Source organism: Pseudomonas sp. B23(2017) (assembly GCF_002113725.1).
GTDB classification, from domain to species: Bacteria; Pseudomonadota; Gammaproteobacteria; order Pseudomonadales; family Pseudomonadaceae; genus Aquipseudomonas; species Aquipseudomonas putida_Z.
On record NZ_NEJM01000015.1, the window covers coordinates 1 to 22,689 of the forward strand.

Sequence of the window (22,689 nt, forward strand, 5' to 3'; positions counted from 1 at the left end):
CTGCTCGCTGACGGCATAGGCATGCCAGACCTGCTGATCGAGCAGCACATACAGGAAGCCCCTGCGCAAGGTGCGCAAGCCGATCTTTGTCGAGATATGTCGGTTATCCGCTACGCTGGAGACACACTCGGGGCGGGTATCGGGCACCAGGGCGCGGCGCAGCGGCAGGATTGGCAGGCCCTGGCGCTCGCAGAACATGCACTGGTCATGCGGGAGCCCGGCTTCGGCGATCGCGAGGGCAATACGTTGGCTGATGGTCATAAGGGGCTCTCGGATTTCGGCAGGCATTCGATCAGTTGGCGCCATTGCGCCTCGGAGTAGCGGGCGAGCAATGCGGCAAGAGGCGCCTGACCTCTGGCCGCTGTGTCGATCATTTCGCCCACCGCAGGTACGGTGTGCAGCCTGGGGTGAATGCACAGGTGATGGAGAGCGAAGGCCACGATGTCCTCCATCTCGCTCAGGCCCAACCTGCGTGCATCATCGACATGGTTCGAAGCACGCACCGCAGCAAACGGTGGAATCTGACACTGATTGATGTGCTGCGAACCCGCTCGCAACACTCTCCAGGTAGCCAGCACACGTTCGATCAGCCCCACGTCATCCTGAATTCGCCGCGCAGGGGTCGGTAAAGGGTGTCGCTGCCCGCTCTGCCCTTTCAGGCTTGCCAACCTCCCACCGCTACTCAGGAACAACCAGTCACTGATCGGCCACCATGGGCCTTGTTCAAGCCGCTCGAACGTCGCCGCAAGCAACTCCAGACGGACGGGTTCGTAGACCGGGTAGCAGCCAAATTCCCGATTGGAATCGGGCAGCCGACACAAGGCCGTTAGATGGGACGCGACAGCGGCCGAAGGCGCCTCACTGAACAGCCAGCCACACAGGTAACGCCGTTGCTGAAACAACGCCCTCTGCGCTGCCCGGGCGGTCAGTTCCAGCAGACGGCGACTGGGAACCGTGCCGGGCGAAGCCAGGCAGACCAGTACGGGATGCAGTTGGGGGGCATGGGCCAGGTCGGCCCGGTGCACACGGGTCAATGCCTGCTCACCCAGGGCATTGCGCAGCGGGGCAAGCACGGCGTGGTCGCCATCGTGAGCAGTCGCAAGCGGATCTATCAGCACATGGCAGTACAAGTGCGCCCCATGATGGCTTTCGATGAGCCTGGCCAGGTTATCGGTGCGCATCAGACCTTCGCCTCGCACTTTTTGCTGGCGTCAGGCGTAAGCGAGAGTGGCTGGCTGTTTCCAGCCCCTGACGCAGCCGCGCTGGTTTGCCCCAGCAGGTCGAGTTTCAGCCCGTTGATGGTGATGCCCTGCCCATCCAGCACAATGCTGCCGCCCGCGGTTCTGAACTCGATGCGTTCACTGGCGCGCAGCTGATAGATCGTCGTATGTTGCTCCATGCCCTGCCCGACGGTGACCTTTTGCGCACCTTTGACGACAAGCTCGGCGTCCTTTCCGACAAAGGCCTGGTGATTGGCCCCTGTTGATTCGCTACGGTCGTTGCCTACTTTCTCGAACAGGTCATGCTTGATATCTACACGGCAGTTTTGCCCAATGAGCTGGGTATGGTCGCCCCCGGTTTCCTGGCGGAAGTCATGGCCGATATTCAAGTGCTCATCATTACCGACCTGCTCGACACGATTACGCCCCACACGCGTGGTCTCGTCATTGCCGACTACATTGTTCTGGTCCCGCTGGGCATGGATGAACACTTCTTCCTTGCCGAGTTCGTCCTCGAAGCGCAGCTCGTTGAAGCCATCGCCCTTGTGGGTCTGGCTCTTGATGGTCATGCGCGTCTTGTGTTCGGGCAGGTCGTACGGCGGCAGCTGGTCGCCGCAATAGGTACGCCCGGTGATCATCGGCTGGTCGGGGTCGGCGTTGACGTACTGGATGATCACGTCCTGGCCGATGCGCGGGATGGCCATCGAACCCCAGCTACCACCGGCCCAGCCTTGCGACACGCGCACCCAGCAGGAGCTGAACTCGTTGTTCTCGCTCTCCCGGTCCCAGGGGAAGCTCACCTTGACCCGGCCCCACTCGTCGCAATAGATCTCTTCCCCGGCTGGCCCGACGACCGTGGCCATGTGCGGGCCGTCGATGCGTGGCTTGGGCAGTGGCGCCGGACGCCATTCGATCCGGCCGGGCACAAGGACGGCTTCCTGCGAGTAGCGTGTCCCTTGTTCGGCCCCGGCAGCTTCTTCTTGCAGGCTGGTGAACTGGCTGCCCTCGTGATGTACACGCATCACACGCCAATGGGCGTTGAGGTCTTTGCGCGGATGTTCGATGAGGGTGAAGCTCAGCCCCGGTTGCAGTCGTACATCGTCACCCTCGACTTCGGCAATACGGGCGTCATGGCGCAGGGCCGTAAGTCGCGTGGCGGTGAAGGGCACTCCGACCGCATCACGCTTGTAGCGACCGGGGTAGTCGAAGCGCTCATAGTCCCGGGACTGATGGGTGATGCTACTGTCACCAGCGCGGTGTTCCTGCCGGTACTGCGGGTTGGTGAAGGTGTAGTCCCGCTGCACCTGGCGGGCGGTGCGCACCTGTTCGCTGTAACGCAGGCGGCGCAGGCAAGGCCTGGCCTGGTCGCCACCGCTGTTGGCGCGGTACAGCACCTGGTCGGGACCGATGTCGTCTTCGTCAAAGAAGTCATCATCCTCGTCGTCGGCCTTGAGCGCGCTTCGGCTGATCTGCCCCAACGCCAGCAGTCGGTCGGTGATGACCAGCTGGTGGTGTTTCGGCGTGTGTTCGAAGCGATAGACGAAACCCTCTTCACCCGCCAGGCGGGCGATGAAGTCGAGGTCCGTTTCACCGGCCTGTACGCAGAACTCGCGCACCTGATGCTCGCCCATGCTCTTGATTTCGAAACGGGCAATGCCCTGGCGCTTGAGCATCAATTCGAGAATCTGCGGCACGGTCTTCTGCTGGAACATGCGCCAGTTCGAACGCAAGCCGGCACGGGCCAGCACGGGCTCGACCAATGCGCGGTAACGGGTGCGATAGAACCCCGTCTCACCCTGGCTGAAACTGCTGACCAGGCCGTGCACATAGCGCAAGGGGCGCTCACCGCGCCAGATCGTGAACAGCACTGGTTTGTCGAGCAACTGGCCGAAGTCGACCTCGTCTTCAAAACTGATCAGTTCCAGTTTCAGCTGGAACGGTGAGCTGATCATTTCGTCGAGTTCGAACGAAACCACTTCGAAGTCAATCTGGCCAGCCAGCGGCTGGAAGGTGAAACGCAAGTCGGATTGGCTAGGCATGCGGATCCCCCTGCTACTGCTGCAAGATGCCGTTGAGCGATTCCAGCACCTCGGCGGTGATCAAGCTCAGGCGGTAGCTGTAGTAGCAGTAGGCGCAGACCATGGCGATGGCAGAGATCACCAACGGGCTCCACCAGGGCCATTCCCGGCGCAGCCTGCGGTGGGGGCGATGGACCACGTTGGTATAGGGGTCGCCCACGAATTCCGGCGTGGGGCCGCGCAGTTCACGAATGACCTTGTGCATCCGCGAAATCAGGGCGTTGATGATTTCATCGCACTTCGGGTCCAGGGCGTACTTGCCCTTCAGGCCCAGGCAAAAGCAGAAGTACAGGAACTCCAGCACATCCTGGAACTCCTTGGGCGACTGCATCAACCGCTCCAGCAACACGAAGATCTTCTCGCCACCCTGGGTTTCGTCATGAAAGATGCTGAGCAGCGGTTCGTGGCTCCAGCACGAATTGTTCCCCCAGGGGCGGCTCATCACGGCCTCGTCCAGGTAAAGGCACAAGGCATAGGAATAGACTTCGAGGTGCACGGCGGAATAACCGTGCTGCTGTATTTCCTCGCGGATGGCGCTGACCTGGGTCTGCAGGGCCTTGTGCACCTGTTCGATGTTGGGCAGGTCATCCAGCGTACGCAGGCGTATGACCAGGCCGAACAGCGGGTTGGCCGCGTCGAGCATCAGGTTGGCGAAGCCACCGCGTAGCCGGAAGTCCGGGTCGGCCGGATAACCCTGATGATCTGCGCGCCTGCCCTGGCCGGGTGGATAGGGTGAATCGGTGCCCCCCGGGACATCGAGCATGGCATGCAGGCTGCTTTCGGTTACGTCATGAGCAGCGTTGGCGGCCTGGGATTTTCCAGGACGAACAGCAGATGGGCCGGGCATGAAGAGGTCCTTGTCTTCCAGTAGGCTGAAGACATGAACACTATCGGGGAATCAATTCTTCGAGGAGCGTAGGGCTTCCCAAAACGCTGTAGGAATTTTCGCCTTTTGGCTTGTCTGGACGCTGCAATGCCGGAATTCCGGGGCCGCTCTGCGGCCCCTTTGCGACACAAGGCCGCTCCTGCAACGACTGCGCCAGCCCTTGTGTGGGCGGCGCAGCGCCGCAACCGATCAATCAGCCAAACAACCTGGCCAGGCAACCCAGCTTCTTCTTGTACGAGCGCCGAGCCTCCAGTGCGTCCTCCAGGCTGACTTCCAGGAACCGCGCCTGCTGGTTGGGCTGCATCTGCCCGATCAGGTCCAGGTCGGCGCTGATCACCGTGCCGATCATGGCGTAGCCGCCACCCGACACCGCATCACGGTGCAGGATGATCGGCTCCAGCCCTGCAGGTACCTGGATCGAACCGATCGGGTAGCAGCTGTCAACGATGTTCGATGGATCCGAGCCGGCCCCGAACGGCTGCTCCCGTGGCTGGAAGCTCAAGGCACTGCCGCCCTTGTAGCGGTAGCCGATACGGTCTGCCTCGGAGCCTACCGTCCAGGCTTCGGTGAAAAAGCTTTGCGCCGCAGCCTTGGTCAGGCGATGAAAATACAGCCCCGGCACCACCCGAAGCACCACCTCGCCACCCAAGGCCTGGCGCAAGGCCATTGGCAGGCTCGCACCGGCGCGGGTCTTGCCACTGGGTACGCCGACCGGCAACAGGTCACCCGCCATCAGCTTGCGCCCATGGAAACCACCCAATGCACCCAACGCATAGGTGGAGCGGCTGCCGAGCACCTCGGGTACAGCGATACCGCCGGCCACCGCCAGGTAGGCCCGGGCGCCTGCGGTAGGGAAGCCGAAACGCAACACCTGCCCGGCACGTACGGCAAACGCCGTGTCCGGGCGTTGCTCGCGGCCATCGAGCAAGGCCGGCATCTGCGCACCACAAACCGCCACCAGGGCATCCTGCTGGAACTCCAGCTCCGGCCCCACCAGCGCACACTCGAGGCCCGCGGCGCCGGCCGGGTTGCCCACCAGGTGGTTGGCCGCCCTCAGGGCGTACTGATCGAGGGCGCCGGACGGCGGGATGCCCAGGTGGTAGTAGCCTTCGCGGCCCAGGTCCTGCACCGAGGTAGCCAGCCCGGGTTTGAGTACCTTGATCATGCCAGCACCTCCTGCAGGGTCCGTGGATAGCCGACCGGGTCGGCGAGGAACGCGTCCAGGGAGAACTCCACCGGGCGAATGCGCAGGTCGAAGCGGCCTTCTTCGACATCCGCCACCGCCTGGTCGTAGGTGCGGCGGTCGATGGGTTTGAACTGCACGATGTCTCCCGGGCGGAAGAACACCATGTGCTCCTTCAGGTAGTTCAGTGTCTGCTGCGGGTCATAGATCGGCGCCGGGGTGACGCCGAACATCTGGTAGCCGCCTGCCCCGCGCACCGAATAGATGCAGCCGAAGCAGCCGCCATGGCCAAGGGTGAGTTTGGGGGTGTCCGTACGCGGGCGCAGGTACTTGGGCACCTGCAGTTGCCGCTCGCGCTCGACCATCTGGAACATGAACGGCAGGCCGGCAACGAACCCGACCATCGACACGAACCACGGCGCGCCGCTGTGCGCGGCAATGAACGCCTCGACATCGGCCAGGCCGTTGATCCGCGCGGCATACTCCAGGTCGGTGCTGCCCGGGTCCTGGTGGCGGTCACGAAAACGCATCAGCGTTTCATGGGTCCAAGGGTCGTTGTACAGCACTGGAATCTCGATGATCCGCGTCTGCAACGAGCGCTCGGCCACCGCCTGCGCTTCGGCGCCGCGCACCGCCTCCAGCAGTGCCTGCGGCGCGATACGGTCCGGGTCGAAGCGGATCTGGAACGAGGCGTTGGCCAGGCATACATCCAGCACGCCATCCAGGGCCAGCCGCTCCACCGCACGGGTGACGGCCATGCCCTTGAAAAAAGCCTCCAGCGACATGCTCTCGCTGACTTCGGCAAACAGGTGCTCGTCGGCGCCAAAGCTGTAGCGGATCGGGGTTGTAGCAAGCGGTTCGGCCATGACTGTTCCTTTTCTTGGAATCTTTATAGAAAGGCAGGCGAAAGCAAATTGCACGGGCTCCGGCGTATACCCGCCAGATGCCCCACGGATTCAGCGTGGCGCGCGCACCACGATACCGGCAGCGTCCAGCGCCTGGCGCGTGGCCTCGACCAGGTCGAGCGCACCCGGGGTGTCACTGTGCAAGCAGATGGAATCGAATTCGATGGCCAGGTCCTGCCCCTCGACCGTGCGCACCACGCCTTGCTGACAAGCCCGCAACACCCGTTCGGCGACCGCCCCGGGCTCATGGCCCCGCACGTTGCGGGTGAACACGATCGAGCCGCTCAGGTCGTACTCGCGGTCGGCGTAGAACTCGCGAATGACCGGCTGGCCAAGTTCCTGGGCAATGCGGCAGATCACCGAACCGGGCATGCAGTACAGCAGCAGCTCCGGCTCGATCACCCGCAGGTTTTCCACCAGCAGCCGCGCAGCTTCTTCGTCACGTGCCAGATGCATGTACAGCGCACCGTGCGGCTTGATGTGCTGCAGGCGCACGCCCTGGGCGCGGGCAATTTCACGCAGGGCGCCGAGCTGGTAGAGCATGTCGTCGACCAGTTCCTGGGCCGGGGCATTGATGTGTCTGCGGCCGAAGCCGACCAGGTCACGGAACCCAGGGTGCGCCCCCACTGCGACGCCCAGGGCCTTGGCCCGCTCGACGGTACGGCGCATGGTGCCGGGGTCACCGGCATGGAAGCCGGTGGCGATGTTGGCCGTGCTGATGTAGCCCATCAGCTCGTTGTCGACGCCGTCGCCAATGGTCCACGGGCCAAAGCCCTCACCCATGTCCGAGTTGAAATCCACCACCTGCATGACTGTCTCTCCTGGCGCTTGTGACTGCATGCAAGCCACGTTAGATTCTCCGCACCCCCTTGGGAAGATCTATAAACAGATAGGGTGTCTTCTGAAAATCAGATACCCCGGGAGCCTACCGTGTCACTGACCCTGCGCCAGGTCCGCTATTTCGTCGCCACCGCCGAGATCGGCCAGATTTCCCAGGCGGCAATCCACCTGAACATTTCCCAGTCTGCAGTCACCACGGCGATCAAGGAGCTGGAGGCGATGCTTGGCGTGCTGCTGTTCCAGCGCTCGGCCCAGGGCATGAGCCTGACCGAGGCCGGCCGGCACTTCCTGAACCGCGCCTACGTGATCCTGCGCAGCGTGGACGATGCGCTGAACAGCCCGCTGCCGGACGTGCGCGCCAGCGGCCTGCTGCGCCTGGCGGCAAGTTATACGGTGATCGGCTACTTCCTGCCGCATCACCTGCAGCGGCTGGAGCACTGGCACCCGGACGTGACCCTGGAGCTGTACGAGCAGGAGCGCAGCGCCATCGAACAAGGATTGCTGGAGGGGCGTTTCGACATGGCAGTGGTGCTCACCGCCAACCTCACCCACCCGGACATCGTCTCGGAAACCCTGTTCAACTCCGAACGCCGCCTGTGGCTGCCCGGCCATCATCCGCTGTGCGAGCGCTCGGCGGTAAGCCTGGCCGATGTGGCCTGCGAGCCGTTCATCCTGCTGACCGTGGATGAGGCCGAGCAAAGCGCCATGCGCTATTGGGAACAGGCCGGGCAGCGGCCGCAAGTGCGGGTGCGGACCAGTTCGGTGGAGGCCGTGCGCAGCATGGTCGCCAATGGCAGCGGTGTGGCGATCCTGTCGGACCTGGTGCACCGGCCCTGGTCGCTGGAGGGCAAGCGAATCGAGACGGTGACCATCAGCGACCCGGTGACACCGATGAGCGTCGGGTTGGCCTGGCACCGGGAACGGGCGTTCAGCCCGGCGATGCAGGCTGTGCGCAATTACTTCCATGATGCATTCCTGGCGCCGCAGCAGTTGTCGGCACGGCGCTGACCGTTCCCTGCAGGCCCGACTCTTCACGGGTAAATCCGCACACAGCGTCTGCATTCGGAGTCAACGCCACTCGCTATAGGGCTCCAGCGGTGTCACCGGCAGCGCCAGGTTGCCCCGCCACGGCTCGAACAGGTAGCGCAGGTAAAGCATGCCATGGCTAGGCGCATAGTCATCGCTGTGCTGCCAGTCGAAGCCGCCGCCCAACACCCAATGGTCGCTCAGGCGCCGCTCGAACAGCCCGCGCAGGCGGTAGCCCAGCCCGCTGCTGTCGCTGGCGTCGTTCATGGCGTCGATGTTGGAGCCAACGTCATACTGTGCCAGCACCTTGCGGTTGACGTGCGCGTCCGGGTACAGGCGGCTGCGACCGCTGTGGGCCTGGGACCAACTGACAGAGCCTTCCAGCAGCACCGACCAGTCGTAGTTACGCCAGGCATAACTGACCGGTACGCCAACCGATGTGTAGCGCTGCGGGCTGTAGTAGCCGCCCTGCCCCAGGCTGTAGCCGCCCAGGTCCTTGTCGTGACGCCAGTGCATCAGCGTAAGGCCCACGCGCACACGCTCATCGGCTTTTTCCACCACGCGGTGGTACCAGCCGGCCATGGCCCGGGTGCGCTGGTTGTCGGCGACGTTTTCGCCATACAGCCAGTGGTGCCCGAGGCTGGCCCAGACGCCATTGTCACCGCCCTGGTCCCAGCTCAGGCCGAGCGTGGCGCCATTGGCCGTGACCCCACCCCAGCGCAAGCCGGTCCGCGGGTCACGTGCCCCGGCAAACGATAACAGCGAGTTGCTCATCGGCCGCCGCGAAGCGGTCAGCGACCAGCCAAGCTGGCCAAGGTCACCGTTGACCGTGGCGCCACCCAACCAGTTGTTGATCGCGTAGCCCTGGGTAGTGCCCAGGTCGAAGGCCCAGCGGCTGCCCTGCCAGCCCAGCGCCAGCACGCTGCCGTCCGCCGTTTGCGAACCGCCCTCACACGCGGGGAGCGACCTCCCGTCAGCGGTGCTGCCAACAAACTGGCAACTGCCGAAATCCGGGGTATAGCGCCCCTGGTCGTTCTGCTCGAACGACCCCGCATCCATGCCGATGCGCTCCAGCCGCGCAAAGGCGGTGCCGTCCTGCCAAGGGGTATCGACATGCAGCAAGGTCGACTGGGTACTCAGTTCGGACGTGCCCGGCGTACCGTCGTCCTCGCGCCAACCGTAGTCGTGCATCAACGTCACATGGGTATTGCGCTGGCGATACAGCGCATCGACGTCGCTGCGCAGGCTGCGTGCCAGCCAGTCGTCGTCATCCTGCTCACGGCTGGCCAGCGTCAGTGCACGGTCATCCCGTGGCGACACGGCAGCACGCTCGAGCAACTGCGCATCGGCCATCGCTGCAGCGTAAAGGTCCAGCGCCCGTTGCGGGTCATCCTGCGCCACCAGGCGGGCAGCGTCGCGCCGCAACAAGGGGTCGGGGCGAGGCTGCTGCGCTGCGATCTGGTCGAGCATTGCGGCCGCCTGGTCGTGTTCGCCCAAGGCGACCCAGACAGCCGCCAGGCGCCGCTGGGCGTTGCTGTCATCGGCAGCCAGTTGCGGTACCTGCACAGCCAGCATGTGCCGGGCCTGTGCCAGGTTGCCTTCGGCCACCGCGCTTTCGATCACGCCAAGGCGTGCCTGGGGTTGCCCAGGCTGCACGGCAAGCACGCGCTGGTAATAACCGCGCGCCTTGCCAGGCTCACCATTGGCCGCCGCCCAGTCAGCCAGCAGCATCAGGTCGTCGGTGCTGCCTTCGCCACGCGCCAGGCTGGCCTCGAGCAGGCGGGTCGCTTCAGCCGTGCGGCCTTGCGCCTGCAGCTGCTGCGCCGAGGCCAGGGTCATGCGGCGGCGGATACGCTGCTCCAGTGCATGCATGTCCGCGCTCCAGGCCCCCTGCGGCACCGCGCCCAGGCTGTCCAGGGCCAGCGCATCGCGGTCGCTGGACTCCAGGAACAGGCCATGGGCATAGCGGGTAGATGGGTCGCCCGGCTGGCGCTGCACGATGCTGGCGAATGCCGCGTCGGCTTCGGCGGTGCGCCCCAGGTGGCGCAGGCTGCTGGCCAGCTGGTAGACCAGCCAGGGCTCATCGGGGGCCAAGGCCGTGGCCTGGCCCAGCGCCTGGCTGGCCGCCGCCCAGTCCTCACGCTGCATGGCCTGCTCACCTTGCTGGCGCAGGCGTGCGAGCTCCAGGCTGCGGCGCAGGCTGGCGAACTGCGCTTGCTGCCGAGGCGACAGGCTGTCGAGGTACGCCCGCGCCTTGTCGGGCGATTGCGCCTGGTACACACGCACCAGGCCGCGCACGGCACTTTCGTTATCCGCTGCCATGCGCCGAACCTGCAGGAATTGCCGCTCGGCTGCGGCTGTATCGCCCTCGGCCAGCGAGACATCCGCCAGGCCCAGCAAGGCGTATTCCTCCTTCGGGCGCTGCTGGCGTGCCTGCTGGTAGAAGGCACGGGCAGCGCGCAGGTCTTTCGCCCGCAGTGCCCGCTCGCCTTTGCTGAGCAGGGCCCAATACTGGCTGGACGACTCCAGGTCTTTCCACTGGCTGATCCAGTAGGTGTCCTGCTCCTTGGCGCTCGCCGCCCGGAACGCCGCATTGGCGTCTTCGTAGCGGCTCTGGCGCATCAGTGCATAGCCCAGTGCACCCTGCAGGCTGGCATCATCCGGATACTGGCGCAGCGCCCGGCGCAGTTGTGCTTCGGCTTCAGCGTTGCGGCCCTTGTCGAGCAATGCCAAGCCCCGTCGGCCAGCCTGCCAGGACGGGTCGGCCAGCAGTTTGCGCTGCTGTTGCAGGGTCTCGCTGGCCTGCGCCTGCAACGGTGAGGCCGGGTAACGCTGGAGAAACGCTTGCCAGGCCGCCGCGCTGGCGGCGCTCACCGCTTGCCCGGACAGGTAGTCGAACTCACGCTGGGCAGCGGCATCCCGTGCGCCAGAGTCGCGCGACAGCTGGTCGAGCAAGGCCAAGGCTTCGCGGTCGCGATTTTCGGCGAACAGCCAACCGGCCAAGGTCTGGCGCAGCCCGGCACTGCCCGGGTACTGCTGGTCCAGTTGCTGCAGCTGCCTGATCGCTTCTGGGCGCTGGCCTGGGAGGTTGCCGCGCACGCGCCAGTAGTCCAGGGCCAATTCCAGGCTTGGCGGTTCACCAGCGAACAACTGTTCATAGGCCGCCAGCGCCTCTTCATTGCGCCCGGTGACCGCCAGCAGGCGGGCCTGCTGCAATTGCCGCACGCGCTCCGGCTGCTGCAGCTCGAGCAGCCGCCTGGCCTGCCGTGCCTGCAAGCTGCCAGGCGCGATGGCACTGATCCGCGCACTCAACTGCTCGGCCTCGGTGCTGTTCTTTTCGCGCAATGCCAGGCTCAGGGCCGCCAGCAACACATCCGGGTTGCGCGGCTCGAGCAATTGCAGCCGCCCCAGTGCATCGCGCACCAGGTCGTCACGATGCAGCGCCTCGCCGCGACGCACCTGGTCCAGCAGCCATTGGCGCTGTTCGCCGGCATCCTTGGGTTGTGCCGTGGCCTGGCAGGTCACTGCCGCCAGCATCAGCACGCCGATCATTCGCTGCATGGCGCGCTCCAGGCCGGCAACAGGCGGCCGTGCGGGTCAAAACGGTAACGGCCTTGGTCCCAGCCCTGGCCAAACAGCGCCAGCACCTGGCTGTAATAGGCCTTGGCTTCGACTGGCTGCTCGCGCAGGCGCTGACGCTGGGCCGCCAGGCCCGCGACGTGCTCCGGCGATGCTGCCAGCAACGGCAGCAACGCCGCAGAGAAACCCGCCGGGCCATGGCCACTGGCAACACCGCTGTGCGCATCCACATGCTCTGGCGGCAACCCCTGGCGCGTGGTCAATGCCGCCATCGGGGCATAGTGGGCCACCAGTTCGGCACGCTGCGCCGCGTCCTTGGCCAGCATGCCGACCCACAGGTAGACGCGGATGGCGTCGTAGTCACCTTCACTGCCATGTTGCGGGTCCGCTGCCAGTTCACCGGCTGGCGTCCACAGCAGCCAGTCCGGGGCAAAGCCCTTTGGCGACGAAGCCAGCCACAAACGCCGCGTGTTGGCCGCCAGCTCGCCCCACAACGGGTCGACCAGGCTGAAGCGATCGAACAACTGCAGCGGCAAATAGCTGGGGTTCAAGCGGGCGCCGCGGGCATCCTCGAAGCCGTAGTCCCCCGGCAGCAGCATCACCCCCAGGCGCGGCAGCTTGCGCACGGTCTGCGCGGCGATACGCCACAGCAGGCGCTGCCCCAACTGCGTGTAGGCCGGCTCGTCCCACAGCCGCCCGGCTTCCAGCAGGCTGTAGGCAATCCACAGGTCGGCATCGCTGGCGTTGTTGGCATCCAGCACCTGCCACTGCGCCTGGCCGTTACGGCCCCACAGCCAGGCGGGCAGATGCCGGGCCAGGTCGCCCTCCGCCAGGTTGTTGCCGGTCCAGCGCAGCAACTGCGCGAAGGCTTGCCGGTCATTGCCCACCAGGGCGAAGAACAGCGCGTAGCTCTGCCCTTCCGAGGTGGTGATCAGGCGCTCGTCGCTCGGGTCGATGACCCGCCCGTCGACACTCACCAGTTCGGCCTTGAAGCGGTCCCAGGCCGGCCATTTGCAAGCCGGTGCGGCACTCGTGACGACGGGCAGGCCCAAGGCGACCAGCCCCACCAGCAACTGACGCATCATCACCCCGCCTCACCCAGGCGGCGCTTGCCTGCCCAGCGCAGTGCCCGCCACAACAGGAAGGCAAACAGCACCACGCAAATGGCCGCGATCGCCGCCAGCAGCACCGGGTGTTCGGACAGGTGGAACCACAGCAGCAGCCACCACGGCAGCGCGCCAACGAAGTAGTGCTCGCCGACGAACTGGCTGGTGACGCCGCTGCTGCGCACCAGCGTCACCGAACCGGCCACCGCATCGAGCTTGCCCACATCGCCGAGCACATCGCGCAGCAACGCTTGGTCGCTATCGCTGTTGGCCAGCAGGGCGACGACACTGCGCTGCTCATGGAAGGGCGACTTCAGCCCGGTGATGGCCGCAATCGGCGCCTGCGCGCTGACTGCCACTCGGCTGCTCGCGGCCACCGGCGCGGTATCGAAGCGCTGGCTGCCCGGCAGCCCTGTGTTACGGCCCTGCAGCAGCCAGTCCCGCTGGGCACTGAGCAGCAGGCCAAGGTTGGGCGCATCCCCCAGCGCCTCAGGCAGGCTGCCGAGCAGCAGCAAGTCGGCATCGGCCGCTGCGGCCTGCTTCCAGTCATCGACCAGCCGCAGGCCAAGCGCCGGGTAGCCGATCTGCCCGGCCAACCCGCCGACCGCATCGAGCAAGGTGCCCACCTGCATCGCCGTGGGCTTGGCCGGCATGACGACCAGCGTTTCGGAAAGGTCGGCCATGCGGCTGAACGGGAAGCCGCTGCGGGCGAATGCGCGCAGGTCGGGCATGGCGATGTAGTGGTGGTAACCGGACAGGTCGATGGTCGAGTTGTCGTCGATCGCCGCGCGCACATCCACCGGCAACGAGGTCTGGCAGCGGTCGCGCTGGGCGCTGCCCAGGGTGCTGGCAAAGCTGAAATCGAAGCGCAGGCGGTTGCGGTCGCCGATCTTCAACGCCGGTACCAGCGACTTCTCGGTCAATGCGCTGTTGTCGCCGGACAACACTGCCAGGCGCATTTCCTCGAGCGTACCGCCGCGCCGGTCATTGCCCACCAGCGGCATGCTGGTGATGTACTGGTCGTTGACGCTGATGCTCAGGCGCGATTCGTCGCTCACTGCCGGGGCCGTGTAGCGGTACAGCGTACGCAGCGGAATGCCCTGGTTGCGCCAGACGAACAAGTCCGGCGGCAGGTTCAGCTCCAGCGTCACCGGTCGCGGTTGCAGGCCGCTGACCTGCAGCTGCTCGGGGTAATCGAGCAGCTCGGCGAAGCGTACCGGGCGGTCGGTGCGTGTCCAGTTCGGCGCATCGTAAGGCTGGCGCGGCTGCAGTGCCGTCATCTGCTCGACCTTCACCCGGGCACCGCGGAACAGGTTGTTGCCAACCGCCAGCGCCGAGGCGGCCTTGACCAGGTCATCGTCGTTGCGGCCCAGCACCAGCAGCACCTTGCTGAAACGGTCGTCCGGGTGGTCGATCATCTGCAGTACCGGGCCGTCGACCGGCGGGAATTGCTGCAGGTCGGCAAGGAAGGCCGGGCGACGGTCGTTGCTGGCAAACACGATACTCGGCGTGGGTTTGTCGCCACGGGCCGGCAGGCTGTCGTACAGCACCGGGAAAGTCGCCTTGCGCCAACCGGCCTGGCTGCCGAAGTAGGACGCCAGGATCGCCGCCGCACGCTGCTCGCCCAGGCTCGGCACGCCGCTGAACACCACCGGCAGCGTTACCTTGCCGGTGTCGCGCACATCAAAGAACGGCAGCGGGAAGTACGCCAGGTCGTTGTCCAGGGCCAGGGCCTGTTCGTGCAGCTGCACCTGGCTCTTGCGGTTCAGGTTCAGCCACAGGCCGCTGTGCGCAGGGTCTTCGCAGATGTCGGTGTAATGCCCGACGAACTCCAGGCGTACCCGGTTGAAATCGCTGAGCAGCTTCGGGTCCAGCGGCAACTGACGGCGCACGCGCTGGCCAAGCTGGTCCTTTTCCACCGGCACCACGCCCATCAGTTCGTCGTTGAGGTACACGCGGAGGTGCGACAGGTTCGGCAACAGTGCGGGCGATGGCGTGTAGTCCAGCTGCAGGCTGGCGTCGGTGGCCAGGCGGTCGCGCCGCAGGCCGAATTCGATATGCTCGCTGTTGCGCACCCCCAGCAACAGGCTGTCGGAGGCATGCCCGAGCTGCTCGAAGGTTTTCGCAACCGGCCAGTTCGGTACCGTGGTTACGGCTGGCTCGGCAAGCGGGGCTACGGAGGCGGCAACGGCGCTTTGCGACAAGGCAGCAAGCAGCGCCATCGCCAGGCCCCAGGTACGCGCGGGATAACCAGTCATCATGCGTCTCGATCAACAGGGTTCAAGGAAGGGACAGGCTGCGGTGTGCGGGGCCTGTAGCTGGCCAGCCAGTTCGCCAGCGCGTGCAGTGGGCGCAGCCACGCCCGCACCCATGGCGGCAAGTGTTCGACCAGCCGCAGGTAACCGACACCGCCCAGCTTCAGCACGTCGACCAGGCTGCGCAGCGGGCGATCGACCTCGTGCTGCTCGTTCCAGCCAAGCCAGGCATCGGCACGGGCAAAGGTGCAGTGGACCAGGTCGATACGCTGTTGCTGGCCGAGGTCATGGAACACCAGGCCCACGTGTTGCCCGATGGTGCGGGTGACACAGGCCTGGAAGGCGAACTCGCGCTGGCCGCGGTTGAGCAGCAGGCGCACCCGCTCCCCCGCTTGCAACTCGAGGCCCCGGTGCAATTGCAGGCCGACACCGCCGTCGGAGTAGTCGACCAGGGTACAGGGGTAGGCGTGACCGCTGGCCAGCACCAGCCCCGCCGGCAAGCGCATCTGCACCCGGTGGGCGCGGCGCACCTGGCGCACTTCGGCAGCCACGGCGACGGCGGCGCCGATGATCAGCAGGTTGTAGATCACCCACAGCGAGCTGACGATCACCGTGCCGATTTCCGCCGCCGGGCCGGTGAACAGGCGCCACACGGCGAAGCCCAGGCCGGCCACGTTGAGCGCCGCCAGCCACAGGTAGGGTTGGGCGATGCGCCAGTCGAACTGCTCCTGCTCCATCAGGCCGCCCTTGGCGGTGACGTTGAACTTGCCCTTCTTCGGCGCGAACAGCGCGACCGTGGTCGGGCGGGCGATGTACCAGGCCAGCACGGTCTCATAGACCTCGCCCCAGAAGGTCTGCCGGTACTTGCCCTGCATGCGCGAGTTGGTCAGGCTGGCGTGGATCATGTGCGGCAGCACGTACAGCAGGATCATCAGCGCAGGGGCGTAGATGATGTAGGCATGCAGCAACAGGAACGCCAGCGGCGCGGTCAGGAACACCAGCCGTGGCAGGCCGGCCAGGAAGTGCAGCATGGCGTTGGCATAGCACACCCGCTGGAACAGGCTCAGCCCACGGCCGAACAGCGGGTTGTCGGTACGGAAGATCTGCACCATGCCCCTGGCCCAGCGAATGCGCTGGCCGATGTGCGCCGACAGGCTCTCGGTGGCCAGGCCGGCCGCCTGCGGAATGCTCAGGTAGGCCGATGACCAACCCTGGCGGTGCATGCGCAAGGCGGTATGGGCATCTTCGGTCACGGTTTCGACGGCGAAACCGCCGATGCTCTCCAGCGCGGTACGGCGCAGCACGGCACACGAGCCGCAGAAGAACGCCGCGTTCCACATGTCATTGCCATCCTGGATCAGGCCGTAGAACAGCTCGCCTTCATTGGGGCGACGGCGGAACGAGCCCAGGTTGCGCTCGAACGGGTCGGGCGAGAAGAAATGGTGCGGCGTCTGCACCAATGCCAGCTTCGGGTCCTTGAGGAACCAGCCCACTGTCATTTGCAGGAAGGAGCGCACCGGCACGTGGTCGCAGTCGAAAATGGCGATCAGCTCGCTGTCGGTCACGCCCAGCGCATGGTTGAGGTTGCCGGCCTTGGCGTGCTTGTTGTCCGGCCGCACGATGTAGCCCACCCCCACTTCGTCGGCGAACGCACGGAACGCCTCGCGCCGGCCGTCGTCGAGGATATAGATGCGCAGGCACTCGCGCGGCCAGTCCAGGCCCAGGGCGGCCAGCACCGTGGTGCGCACCACCGACAAGTCTTCGTTGTAGGTGGGGATCATCAGGTCGACGGTCGGCCAGTGCGCCGGATTTGCCGGCAGGTTCGCCGGCTTGCGCTGCAACGGCCAGCAGGTCTGGATGTAGCCCAGGATCAGCACGAACCACGAATAGGTTTCTGCCGCCAGCAGGATCACCCCGCACACCAGGCCCGTGGTGTCGTTCCAGTTCAGGGTCGAGGTGTAGCGCCACCACAGGTAGCGGCAGGAGATGAGCGTCGACAGCACGATCAGCATCAGGGTCGGGAAGCGGCCCGGCATGTGCCGCACCAGCAGGGCAATGCCCAGCAGCAGGCAGATGAACACCAGCTGCGCCAGGTAGCCGAACGGTTCGGTCACGCACAGCACGGCCAGGCCGATGGCGCCCAGGGTCAGCACGCTGTAGAAAACCCACCGGGCGAACACGCTCAAGCCGCGCAGGCGTGCCGAGGCTTGCTGCTTGAAAGCGCTGGCGCGGTAGCGCGCAGGCAGCTGCTGCAGGCGGTCGATCAGCAGGCCATGGTAACGGCGCAGCACCTGGCGCATACCGCGCAGCTGCGCACGCACTGCCCCCCAGGCACGCCGGGCAAACCCCGGTTCGCGAGGCAGCGGTTGACGCCGGACCAGCAGCCACAGGCTCTGGATCAGCAGGCGCAGCGGGTCGCCCAGGCTTGGGCGCTTGCCCGCCAGTTGCGGGTACAGCCGCTGCCGCTCGGCCAACAGGGCTTGCCAGGCAGGCGACTCCAGGCGCAGGAACAGGAAGGCCAGCCACACGCCAAGGGTAAACAGCCAGGCGACCGGCTGCCGCGCGCCACGTGTGCGGAACCAGGCGTAGGCCGACAGAGGGGTCAGGGTCACGACTGGCGCCTCGTCAGGCAGCGCACCGCCAGGCTCTGCACGTCCCGGCAAGCCAGGCTCTGCGGCGCGTAGTGGCCAAGCGGTGCCTTGCACGCCAGGGCCTCTAGGAAGGCCTCGTCGCGGTGCACCACCTGGATCGGCAGGCGATCACGGAACAGGTCGCGCCACACCATCAGCAGGTCGCTCTGCAAGCGGCTGGCGGGGTCGTAGCGGTTGACCAGCAACAGGTCGTAGTGCTCGACCTGCCGGCGCCCGAGCAGCAGGTGGCTGGCCATTTCGGCCTCGGCCACCAACACCCGCACGTCAGTCTCGACGCTTTGGCCAGCGGCATCGGCCGGCAGTTGCGGCAGGTCGAACAGCAACCAGTCGAAGTGTTCGGCCAGCTCGGCCTGGCGCGCGCGCCATGCTTCAGCGTCGGGCAACGGCGGCCGCGTGCCGGCAGGCAGATTGCCGAACGGCATCAGGCACAGGCCATCGAGCACCTCGTACATGGCATCGCTGTATGGCCGCCCTTCCCGCTCGGCAAGCGCCCAGCCCTCGCGCGTGTCGAGGGGCAGATTGAAGTGCAGGCCGAGCAGGTTGCTTGGGCACAGGTCGACCAGCAGCACCCGCTCACCTACGCCCTGCAACGCATGCCCCAGCGCGGCCAGCAAGGCACTGCGCCCCAGGCCACCGCGAACGCCGTGCAACGCCAGGCTGGTCATGGCGACAGCACCTGGCGGCGCGGTGCCGCCGTGTACAAGGTGCCCTGGGCGCTGCTCCGGCAGCTTTCACCCAGCAGTGGCCAGCGCTGCAAGGCCTGCTGGACACCCACCAGCAATGAGATGTCCTGGTAGTTCAGGTCCGGCATGTCCAGGTGCTGGCGCAACTGGGCGATATCGTCGCTGCGGTCGGCAGGGTCTGCCTTGCCAGTGATCATGGGCGCTCCTTCGGGACAGGCTGCCAGTCGGGCTGGCCTTGCAGGCGCATGTAGGCGCGCCCCTGGTAGTTCAGTACTTGCGCACCTGCGGTTTCCGCGACCTGTTCGGTGGTCGGCAGGTCGCTCAGCAGGCTGGGCACATCCAGCACCTGCTGCTGGCCCAGGCCCGCATACACGCGCGAGATCAGCTCGGACAGCGCCAGGTAGCTGGTGGGTGCCGAGACATGCAGCGGCTCGCTGCGGGCAGGCTGGCCCATGCCGATGAACTTCAGGCCGACCGGCACATGGGTAATCGATGGGGTGGGGATTTCACGCATGCCCGACAGCTGCATGCGGTCGCCATGCAGCGCGGCGCCATGTTCCGGGACAATGGCCACGACCACGCGGCGGCCGCTGCGCTCCAGTTCATCGAGGAAGCTGCCAAGCTCGCCGAACAGCCGGGTGGCGCGGGTGGCGTAATCGGCCACGCGGGTACCGCCGTCGGCGGTGACGATACGGTTGCCGTCATGCAGGCTGATGCTGTTGTAGAACAGCGACACATGCTCGGCCGGCGCGCCTTTGCGCTGCCCCCACCAGCGGCGCAGCACCTCCAGGTCGCTGGCGATCGGCGAGCCGTCGAAGCCGACCAGTGCCCGCGGGAAGTCGGTGTTGCGCAGGCCGGGTTGCGGCATGTGCTGCTGGGTGATATCGCCGATGAAGTTGTCGAAGCGGCCGCTGTGGTTGAGCAAGGTGTTGCTCTGGAAGCCAAGCCTGGCCAGGTTCTGGAACAACAGGCACTGCTCCGGGGCGGGCTGATACAGCCCGGCGTGGGACGACTGCCCGCAGCTGGCACGCAGCACGCGGATGGCGGCCGGCCCGCTGTAGGACGTGGCCGAGTTGAACTGGTCAAAGATCACGTCCAGGCGCGAGAACAGCGGGTTGTCACGCAGTCCAACGGCAGACAGGTCATCCCAGGCCAGCGAGCAGATGTTGATCACCAGCAGGTCGAACGGCTGCTCATCGGCCTTCATGGCCGGGAATGCTGTTACCCGTTCACGCTCACTGGCGAAGAACCGATCGAGCCAGCTGTCGAGCGTGGCATTGTCGGCAACTGCGGTGGCCTGCGCCTGCTCGGTGGGGCTGACAGCCGCGGCGCCAGGCGCCTGGCCCGCATTGAACCCCAGCGCTGGCAGGCCGCCGACCGCCAGCCACGCCAGCCCCAGCAGGCTCAAGGTACTCAGCCGCAGCCAATGGCGCAGGTACAGGTAACCCACCAGCAACAGCGCCAGCGCGCCCAGCAGGTTCCAGTTGATGAAGCGACCGAGCAGTTCGAGCAGGTAGTCCCACGAGAAATCGAACACCCCCGGCTGCGCCAGCAGGCGGCTGAAGGGCGGCAACCAGGTGTCCTGGTAGAACAACGCGATGCCGACCGGTACGGCCACCAGCTGCCGCGCGATTCGCAGCCACTTGCCCGGCAACGGCAGCAGCAGAAACGCAGCGAACAACAGGTTCGGCAGCGCCTGGAAGTCGAGCATGCCAAGGGCTACCAGCAGGAACTTGGCCAGGAAGTAAAGGTTCCACCCTCCCAGTCCAGGCCAGCGGGCCGGTACCGGGAGGGTGGCGGATGTATTAGTCATTACGGGGTTCCTGGCGTGCAGCGCGGTGGCGCACGCCCAGCGGTTTCAGGTAACGGGGTGGAAGGCGGCGGCGCAACCAGCCGCGCAGCGTGGCGCGCAGGCGCAACAGCAGCAGGGCCAGCGCCAAGGTGACCAGCGCCGTGATGCCGACCACTTGCAGCAGTTGCACGAAGTTCATGCCGTACCCCGCTTGCCCAGGGCCACCCGGCGCGGTGCCAGGGCCGGCCTGGCCTGAGCGGGCAGCTGCGCCGCCGCGTCGAGCCGGGGTGGCTGTGGCACGCTGTCGTCGAGGAAAGCCGGGGTGGCCAGGCTGTCGACACCGGCAAGCACCTCCTGGCTGATGAACAACTCTTTCCACGACAACTGGAAGATGTGGTCAAGGGCTTGCTCGACGCCTTCGGAGCGACAGGCGAACAGGAACAGGAACAGCACATCGCCCACCACGCAGGCGATATCGCCGTCGCGGCGGAACACCGTGCGCGAACAGGCTTGCAGCGGGGTCAGCCCTGGGGCCGGGCGCAACACCAGCAACTGGTGGGCGATTTCGCCGTTGCGCACCCCGTGCCACATGGTCTGCACCGCTTCGGCGAACGCGCGCGGCGCCACCAGCCCGCAGATGGCCAGCGGCCGCAGGCGTGCGAGCAAGGCATCGAAATCGCTTGGCAGGCGCCGGCGCCAGAGGTAACCCTGGATGCTCTCGACCATGGTCAGGAAGCGCGACAGGCTGGCACCGAACGGCACGATCTGGCTGGCCCCGCAGGCCAGCAGCAGTTGTTCGTCCTGGTAGCGCAGGGTCGGTGCCATCTCGCGTACCACCAGCTTCAGGGCACTGCCACGCAACTGGCGCAAGCGGTGCAACTGGCGCGCCAGGCTATCCAGGCGCTGCCCGCCGTCCATGGCAAAGATGACCGTGGCGGAAACCGCCCTGCCAGCTTTGGCACCCAGTTCCTCGAGGCTCTCGCAGACCTGCCAATGCTCGGAGAAGGCTGGTGCACCTTCCAGTACCGGGCGCTGGGCCAGATACAACAGCTCGTCGCCACCGGTGTCGCTGGGGGCCTGCGGCGCGCCGGCGGCGGCGAAGCCCGCTTCAAGCCGCGCCAGTTCCACATCGCGCGTACCGGTCTTGCCGAGCGGGTTGCTCCAGAAATGCTGCAGGTAGCGCACCCCGCCTTTGCCGCGGTACACCTGGGCCAGGCCATCGACGCCCTGATTGAACGCACGCAGGCGCTCTACCAGCCCGGCACTCTGGCCGCTGCTGATGACCAGCAATAGCGTGGCCTCGGCCAACAGGACCGGGCGCAGCGCGTTGCACCAGCTTTCGACGTTGCCGGCACCCCAGACGTCGGCGGGCGCCAACAGCACCAGCACCCGCCCGGCGGCGTCGATACGCGGCAGGTCATCGACCAGGTGCCGGGCGGCTTGCAGGTCGGCTTCGTACAGCGCCAGTTCGGCGGGGCCCTGCGCGGCATCGAGCGCACCCAGCACATCACCGATGGCTTGCGCATCGGCGACCAGGGCTGCGCGAACGTGCTCGGGCAGCCCCCCGACCACCTGGCGGCATAGCACGGTGGCGTCTTCTGCGTTGTCACAGGCCAACCAATACAGTCCTTGTACATGAAGCTGGCTGCTTTCGGCGCCTAAGCCGGAAATAGCCAACCACGGCATTCCATTCGTCAAAACACTGGCTCTGAAAAGTAGATTGAAACGGCTATGAGAGGTGGCTGCGGGCACATGCGCCGCTGAGGCTCGATGAATAGCGTCAAAAAAACAACAAAATGACTGACGAGCAACCGAACCCGTCAATTCTACAGCAGGGAGGCAAAATGAAATCAAGCGGAAATGTAATGAATTGCAAAAAATTGTTAGCAGCAGGTATAGGTCTGGGATGTTTGGCGCCTGTGAGATCGAGCGCCGCCCGCGCGGCGCGGCGCAGCACAAGGTTGCCTCAGGTACAACATGAGCCCGAAGCCTGCGCCGGACCTGTGGGAGTGGGCATGTCCGCGAAGCAGGCGACGCGGTGGATGGCACCGGCTCTGCCGGTGTTCGCGGCCACGGCCGCTCCCACAGGTACAGCGTGAGCCCGAAGCCCGCGCCGGACCTGTGGGAGTGGGCATGCCCGCGAAGCAGGCGACGCGGTGGATGGCACCGGCTCTGCCGGTGTTCGCGGCCACGGCCGCTCCCACAGGTACAGCGTGAGCCCGAAGCCCGCGCAGTACCTGTGGGAGCGGGCATGCCCGCGAAGCAGGCGACGCGGTGGATGGCACCGGCTACGCCGGTGTTCGCGGCCACGGCCGCTCCCACTGGTACAGCGTGAGCCCGAAGCCCGCGCCGTACCGGTGGGAGCGGGTACACCCGCGAAGCAGACGATGCGGTGGATGGCACCGGCTGCGCCGGTGTTCGCGGCTAAAGCCGCTCCCACAGGTACAGCGCGAGCCCGAAGCCAGCGCAGTACCTGTGGGAGCGG

The 22,689-nt window shown here is 66.0% G+C and carries 17 protein-coding genes; 1 reads left to right on the plus strand and 16 read right to left on the minus strand.

The annotated features are described in order from the left end of the window. From CAG46_RS21330 to CAG46_RS21360, 7 genes are all read right to left on the minus strand, one after another. On the minus strand, positions 1-261 hold a 261-nt coding region (locus CAG46_RS21330), incomplete at its 3' end, for a toxin VasX (RefSeq protein WP_143493567.1). Then, a complete protein-coding gene (locus CAG46_RS21335) occupies positions 258-1,181 on the minus strand; it encodes a hypothetical protein (protein ID WP_085618580.1) in 924 nt (307 codons plus the stop codon). The genes CAG46_RS21335 and CAG46_RS21330, both read right to left, overlap by 4 nt. Continuing rightward, a complete protein-coding gene (locus CAG46_RS21340) occupies positions 1,181-3,259 on the minus strand; it encodes a type VI secretion system Vgr family protein (protein ID WP_085618578.1) in 2,079 nt (692 codons plus the stop codon). Before CAG46_RS21340 ends, CAG46_RS21335 begins: the two co-directional genes overlap by 1 nt. 13 nt (positions 3,260-3,272) lie before the next feature. Then, complete coding sequence (icmH, locus tag CAG46_RS21345) at positions 3,273-4,145, minus strand: type IVB secretion system protein IcmH/DotU (protein WP_085618576.1); 873 nt, start codon at positions 4,143-4,145, stop codon at positions 3,273-3,275. Positions 4,146-4,377: 232 nt separating this feature from the next. Beyond that, positions 4,378-5,349: a biotin-dependent carboxyltransferase family protein gene (locus tag CAG46_RS21350; protein ID WP_085618574.1), complete on the minus strand. Its 972-nt coding sequence runs from the start codon at positions 5,347-5,349 to the stop codon at positions 4,378-4,380. After that, positions 5,346-6,233 carry an allophanate hydrolase subunit 1 gene (locus CAG46_RS21355; RefSeq protein WP_084785213.1) on the minus strand — a complete coding sequence of 296 codons (888 nt, stop codon included), beginning with the start codon at positions 6,231-6,233 and terminating at the stop codon, positions 5,346-5,348. The genes CAG46_RS21350 and CAG46_RS21355 overlap by 4 nt, the downstream gene beginning before the upstream one ends. A gap of 90 nt (positions 6,234-6,323) precedes the next feature. After that, entirely contained in the window at positions 6,324-7,082 is a 759-nt protein-coding gene (locus CAG46_RS21360) for a 5-oxoprolinase subunit PxpA (protein WP_085588015.1), read from the minus strand. Positions 7,083-7,202: 120 nt separating this feature from the next. On the opposite strand from CAG46_RS21360, the gene CAG46_RS21365 reads away from it, so the two are divergent. Further along, positions 7,203-8,120: a LysR family transcriptional regulator gene (locus CAG46_RS21365; protein WP_025339602.1), complete on the plus strand. Its 918-nt coding sequence runs from the start codon at positions 7,203-7,205 to the stop codon at positions 8,118-8,120. Positions 8,121-8,180: 60 nt separating this feature from the next. Here CAG46_RS21365 and bcsC read toward each other — a convergent pair whose 3' ends face one another. Genes bcsC through CAG46_RS21410 form a run of 9 tightly spaced genes read right to left on the minus strand, consistent with a single transcriptional unit; the run spans position 8,181 to position 21,890 of the window. Next, a complete protein-coding gene (gene bcsC, locus CAG46_RS21370; RefSeq protein WP_085618572.1) occupies positions 8,181-11,699 on the minus strand; it encodes a cellulose synthase complex outer membrane protein BcsC in 3,519 nt (1,172 codons plus the stop codon). Beyond that, complete coding sequence (gene bcsZ / locus CAG46_RS21375) at positions 11,687-12,802, minus strand: cellulose synthase complex periplasmic endoglucanase BcsZ (protein WP_085618570.1); 1,116 nt, start codon at positions 12,800-12,802, stop codon at positions 11,687-11,689. The genes bcsC and bcsZ overlap by 13 nt, the downstream gene beginning before the upstream one ends. Beyond that, entirely contained in the window at positions 12,802-15,081 is a 2,280-nt protein-coding gene (gene bcsB / locus CAG46_RS21380; RefSeq protein WP_371917561.1) for a cellulose biosynthesis cyclic di-GMP-binding regulatory protein BcsB, read from the minus strand. Before bcsB ends, bcsZ begins: the two co-directional genes overlap by 1 nt. Beyond that, positions 15,081-17,690, minus strand: coding sequence for a UDP-forming cellulose synthase catalytic subunit (bcsA, locus tag CAG46_RS21385; protein ID WP_085618566.1), 2,610 nt, complete (start codon positions 17,688-17,690; stop codon positions 15,081-15,083). Before bcsA ends, bcsB begins: the two co-directional genes overlap by 1 nt. After that, positions 17,687-18,394, minus strand: coding sequence for a cellulose biosynthesis protein BcsQ (gene bcsQ, locus CAG46_RS21390; RefSeq protein WP_085618564.1), 708 nt, complete (start codon positions 18,392-18,394; stop codon positions 17,687-17,689). Before bcsQ ends, bcsA begins: the two co-directional genes overlap by 4 nt. Continuing rightward, entirely contained in the window at positions 18,391-18,609 is a 219-nt protein-coding gene (gene bcsR, locus CAG46_RS21395) for a cellulose biosynthesis protein BcsR (RefSeq protein ID WP_025339608.1), read from the minus strand. The genes bcsQ and bcsR overlap by 4 nt, the downstream gene beginning before the upstream one ends. Further along, on the minus strand, positions 18,606-20,225 hold the full coding sequence (bcsG, locus tag CAG46_RS21400; RefSeq protein ID WP_085618562.1) for a cellulose biosynthesis protein BcsG: 1,620 nt from the start codon (positions 20,223-20,225) through the stop codon (positions 18,606-18,608). Before bcsG ends, bcsR begins: the two co-directional genes overlap by 4 nt. Next, on the minus strand, positions 20,218-20,403 hold the full coding sequence (gene bcsF, locus CAG46_RS21405; RefSeq protein ID WP_039613316.1) for a cellulose biosynthesis protein BcsF: 186 nt from the start codon (positions 20,401-20,403) through the stop codon (positions 20,218-20,220). The genes bcsG and bcsF overlap by 8 nt, the downstream gene beginning before the upstream one ends. Continuing rightward, positions 20,400-21,890, minus strand: coding sequence for a BcsE family c-di-GMP-binding protein (locus CAG46_RS21410; protein WP_085618559.1), 1,491 nt, complete (start codon positions 21,888-21,890; stop codon positions 20,400-20,402). The genes bcsF and CAG46_RS21410 overlap by 4 nt, the downstream gene beginning before the upstream one ends. Positions 21,891-22,689: the final 799 nt, after the last annotated feature.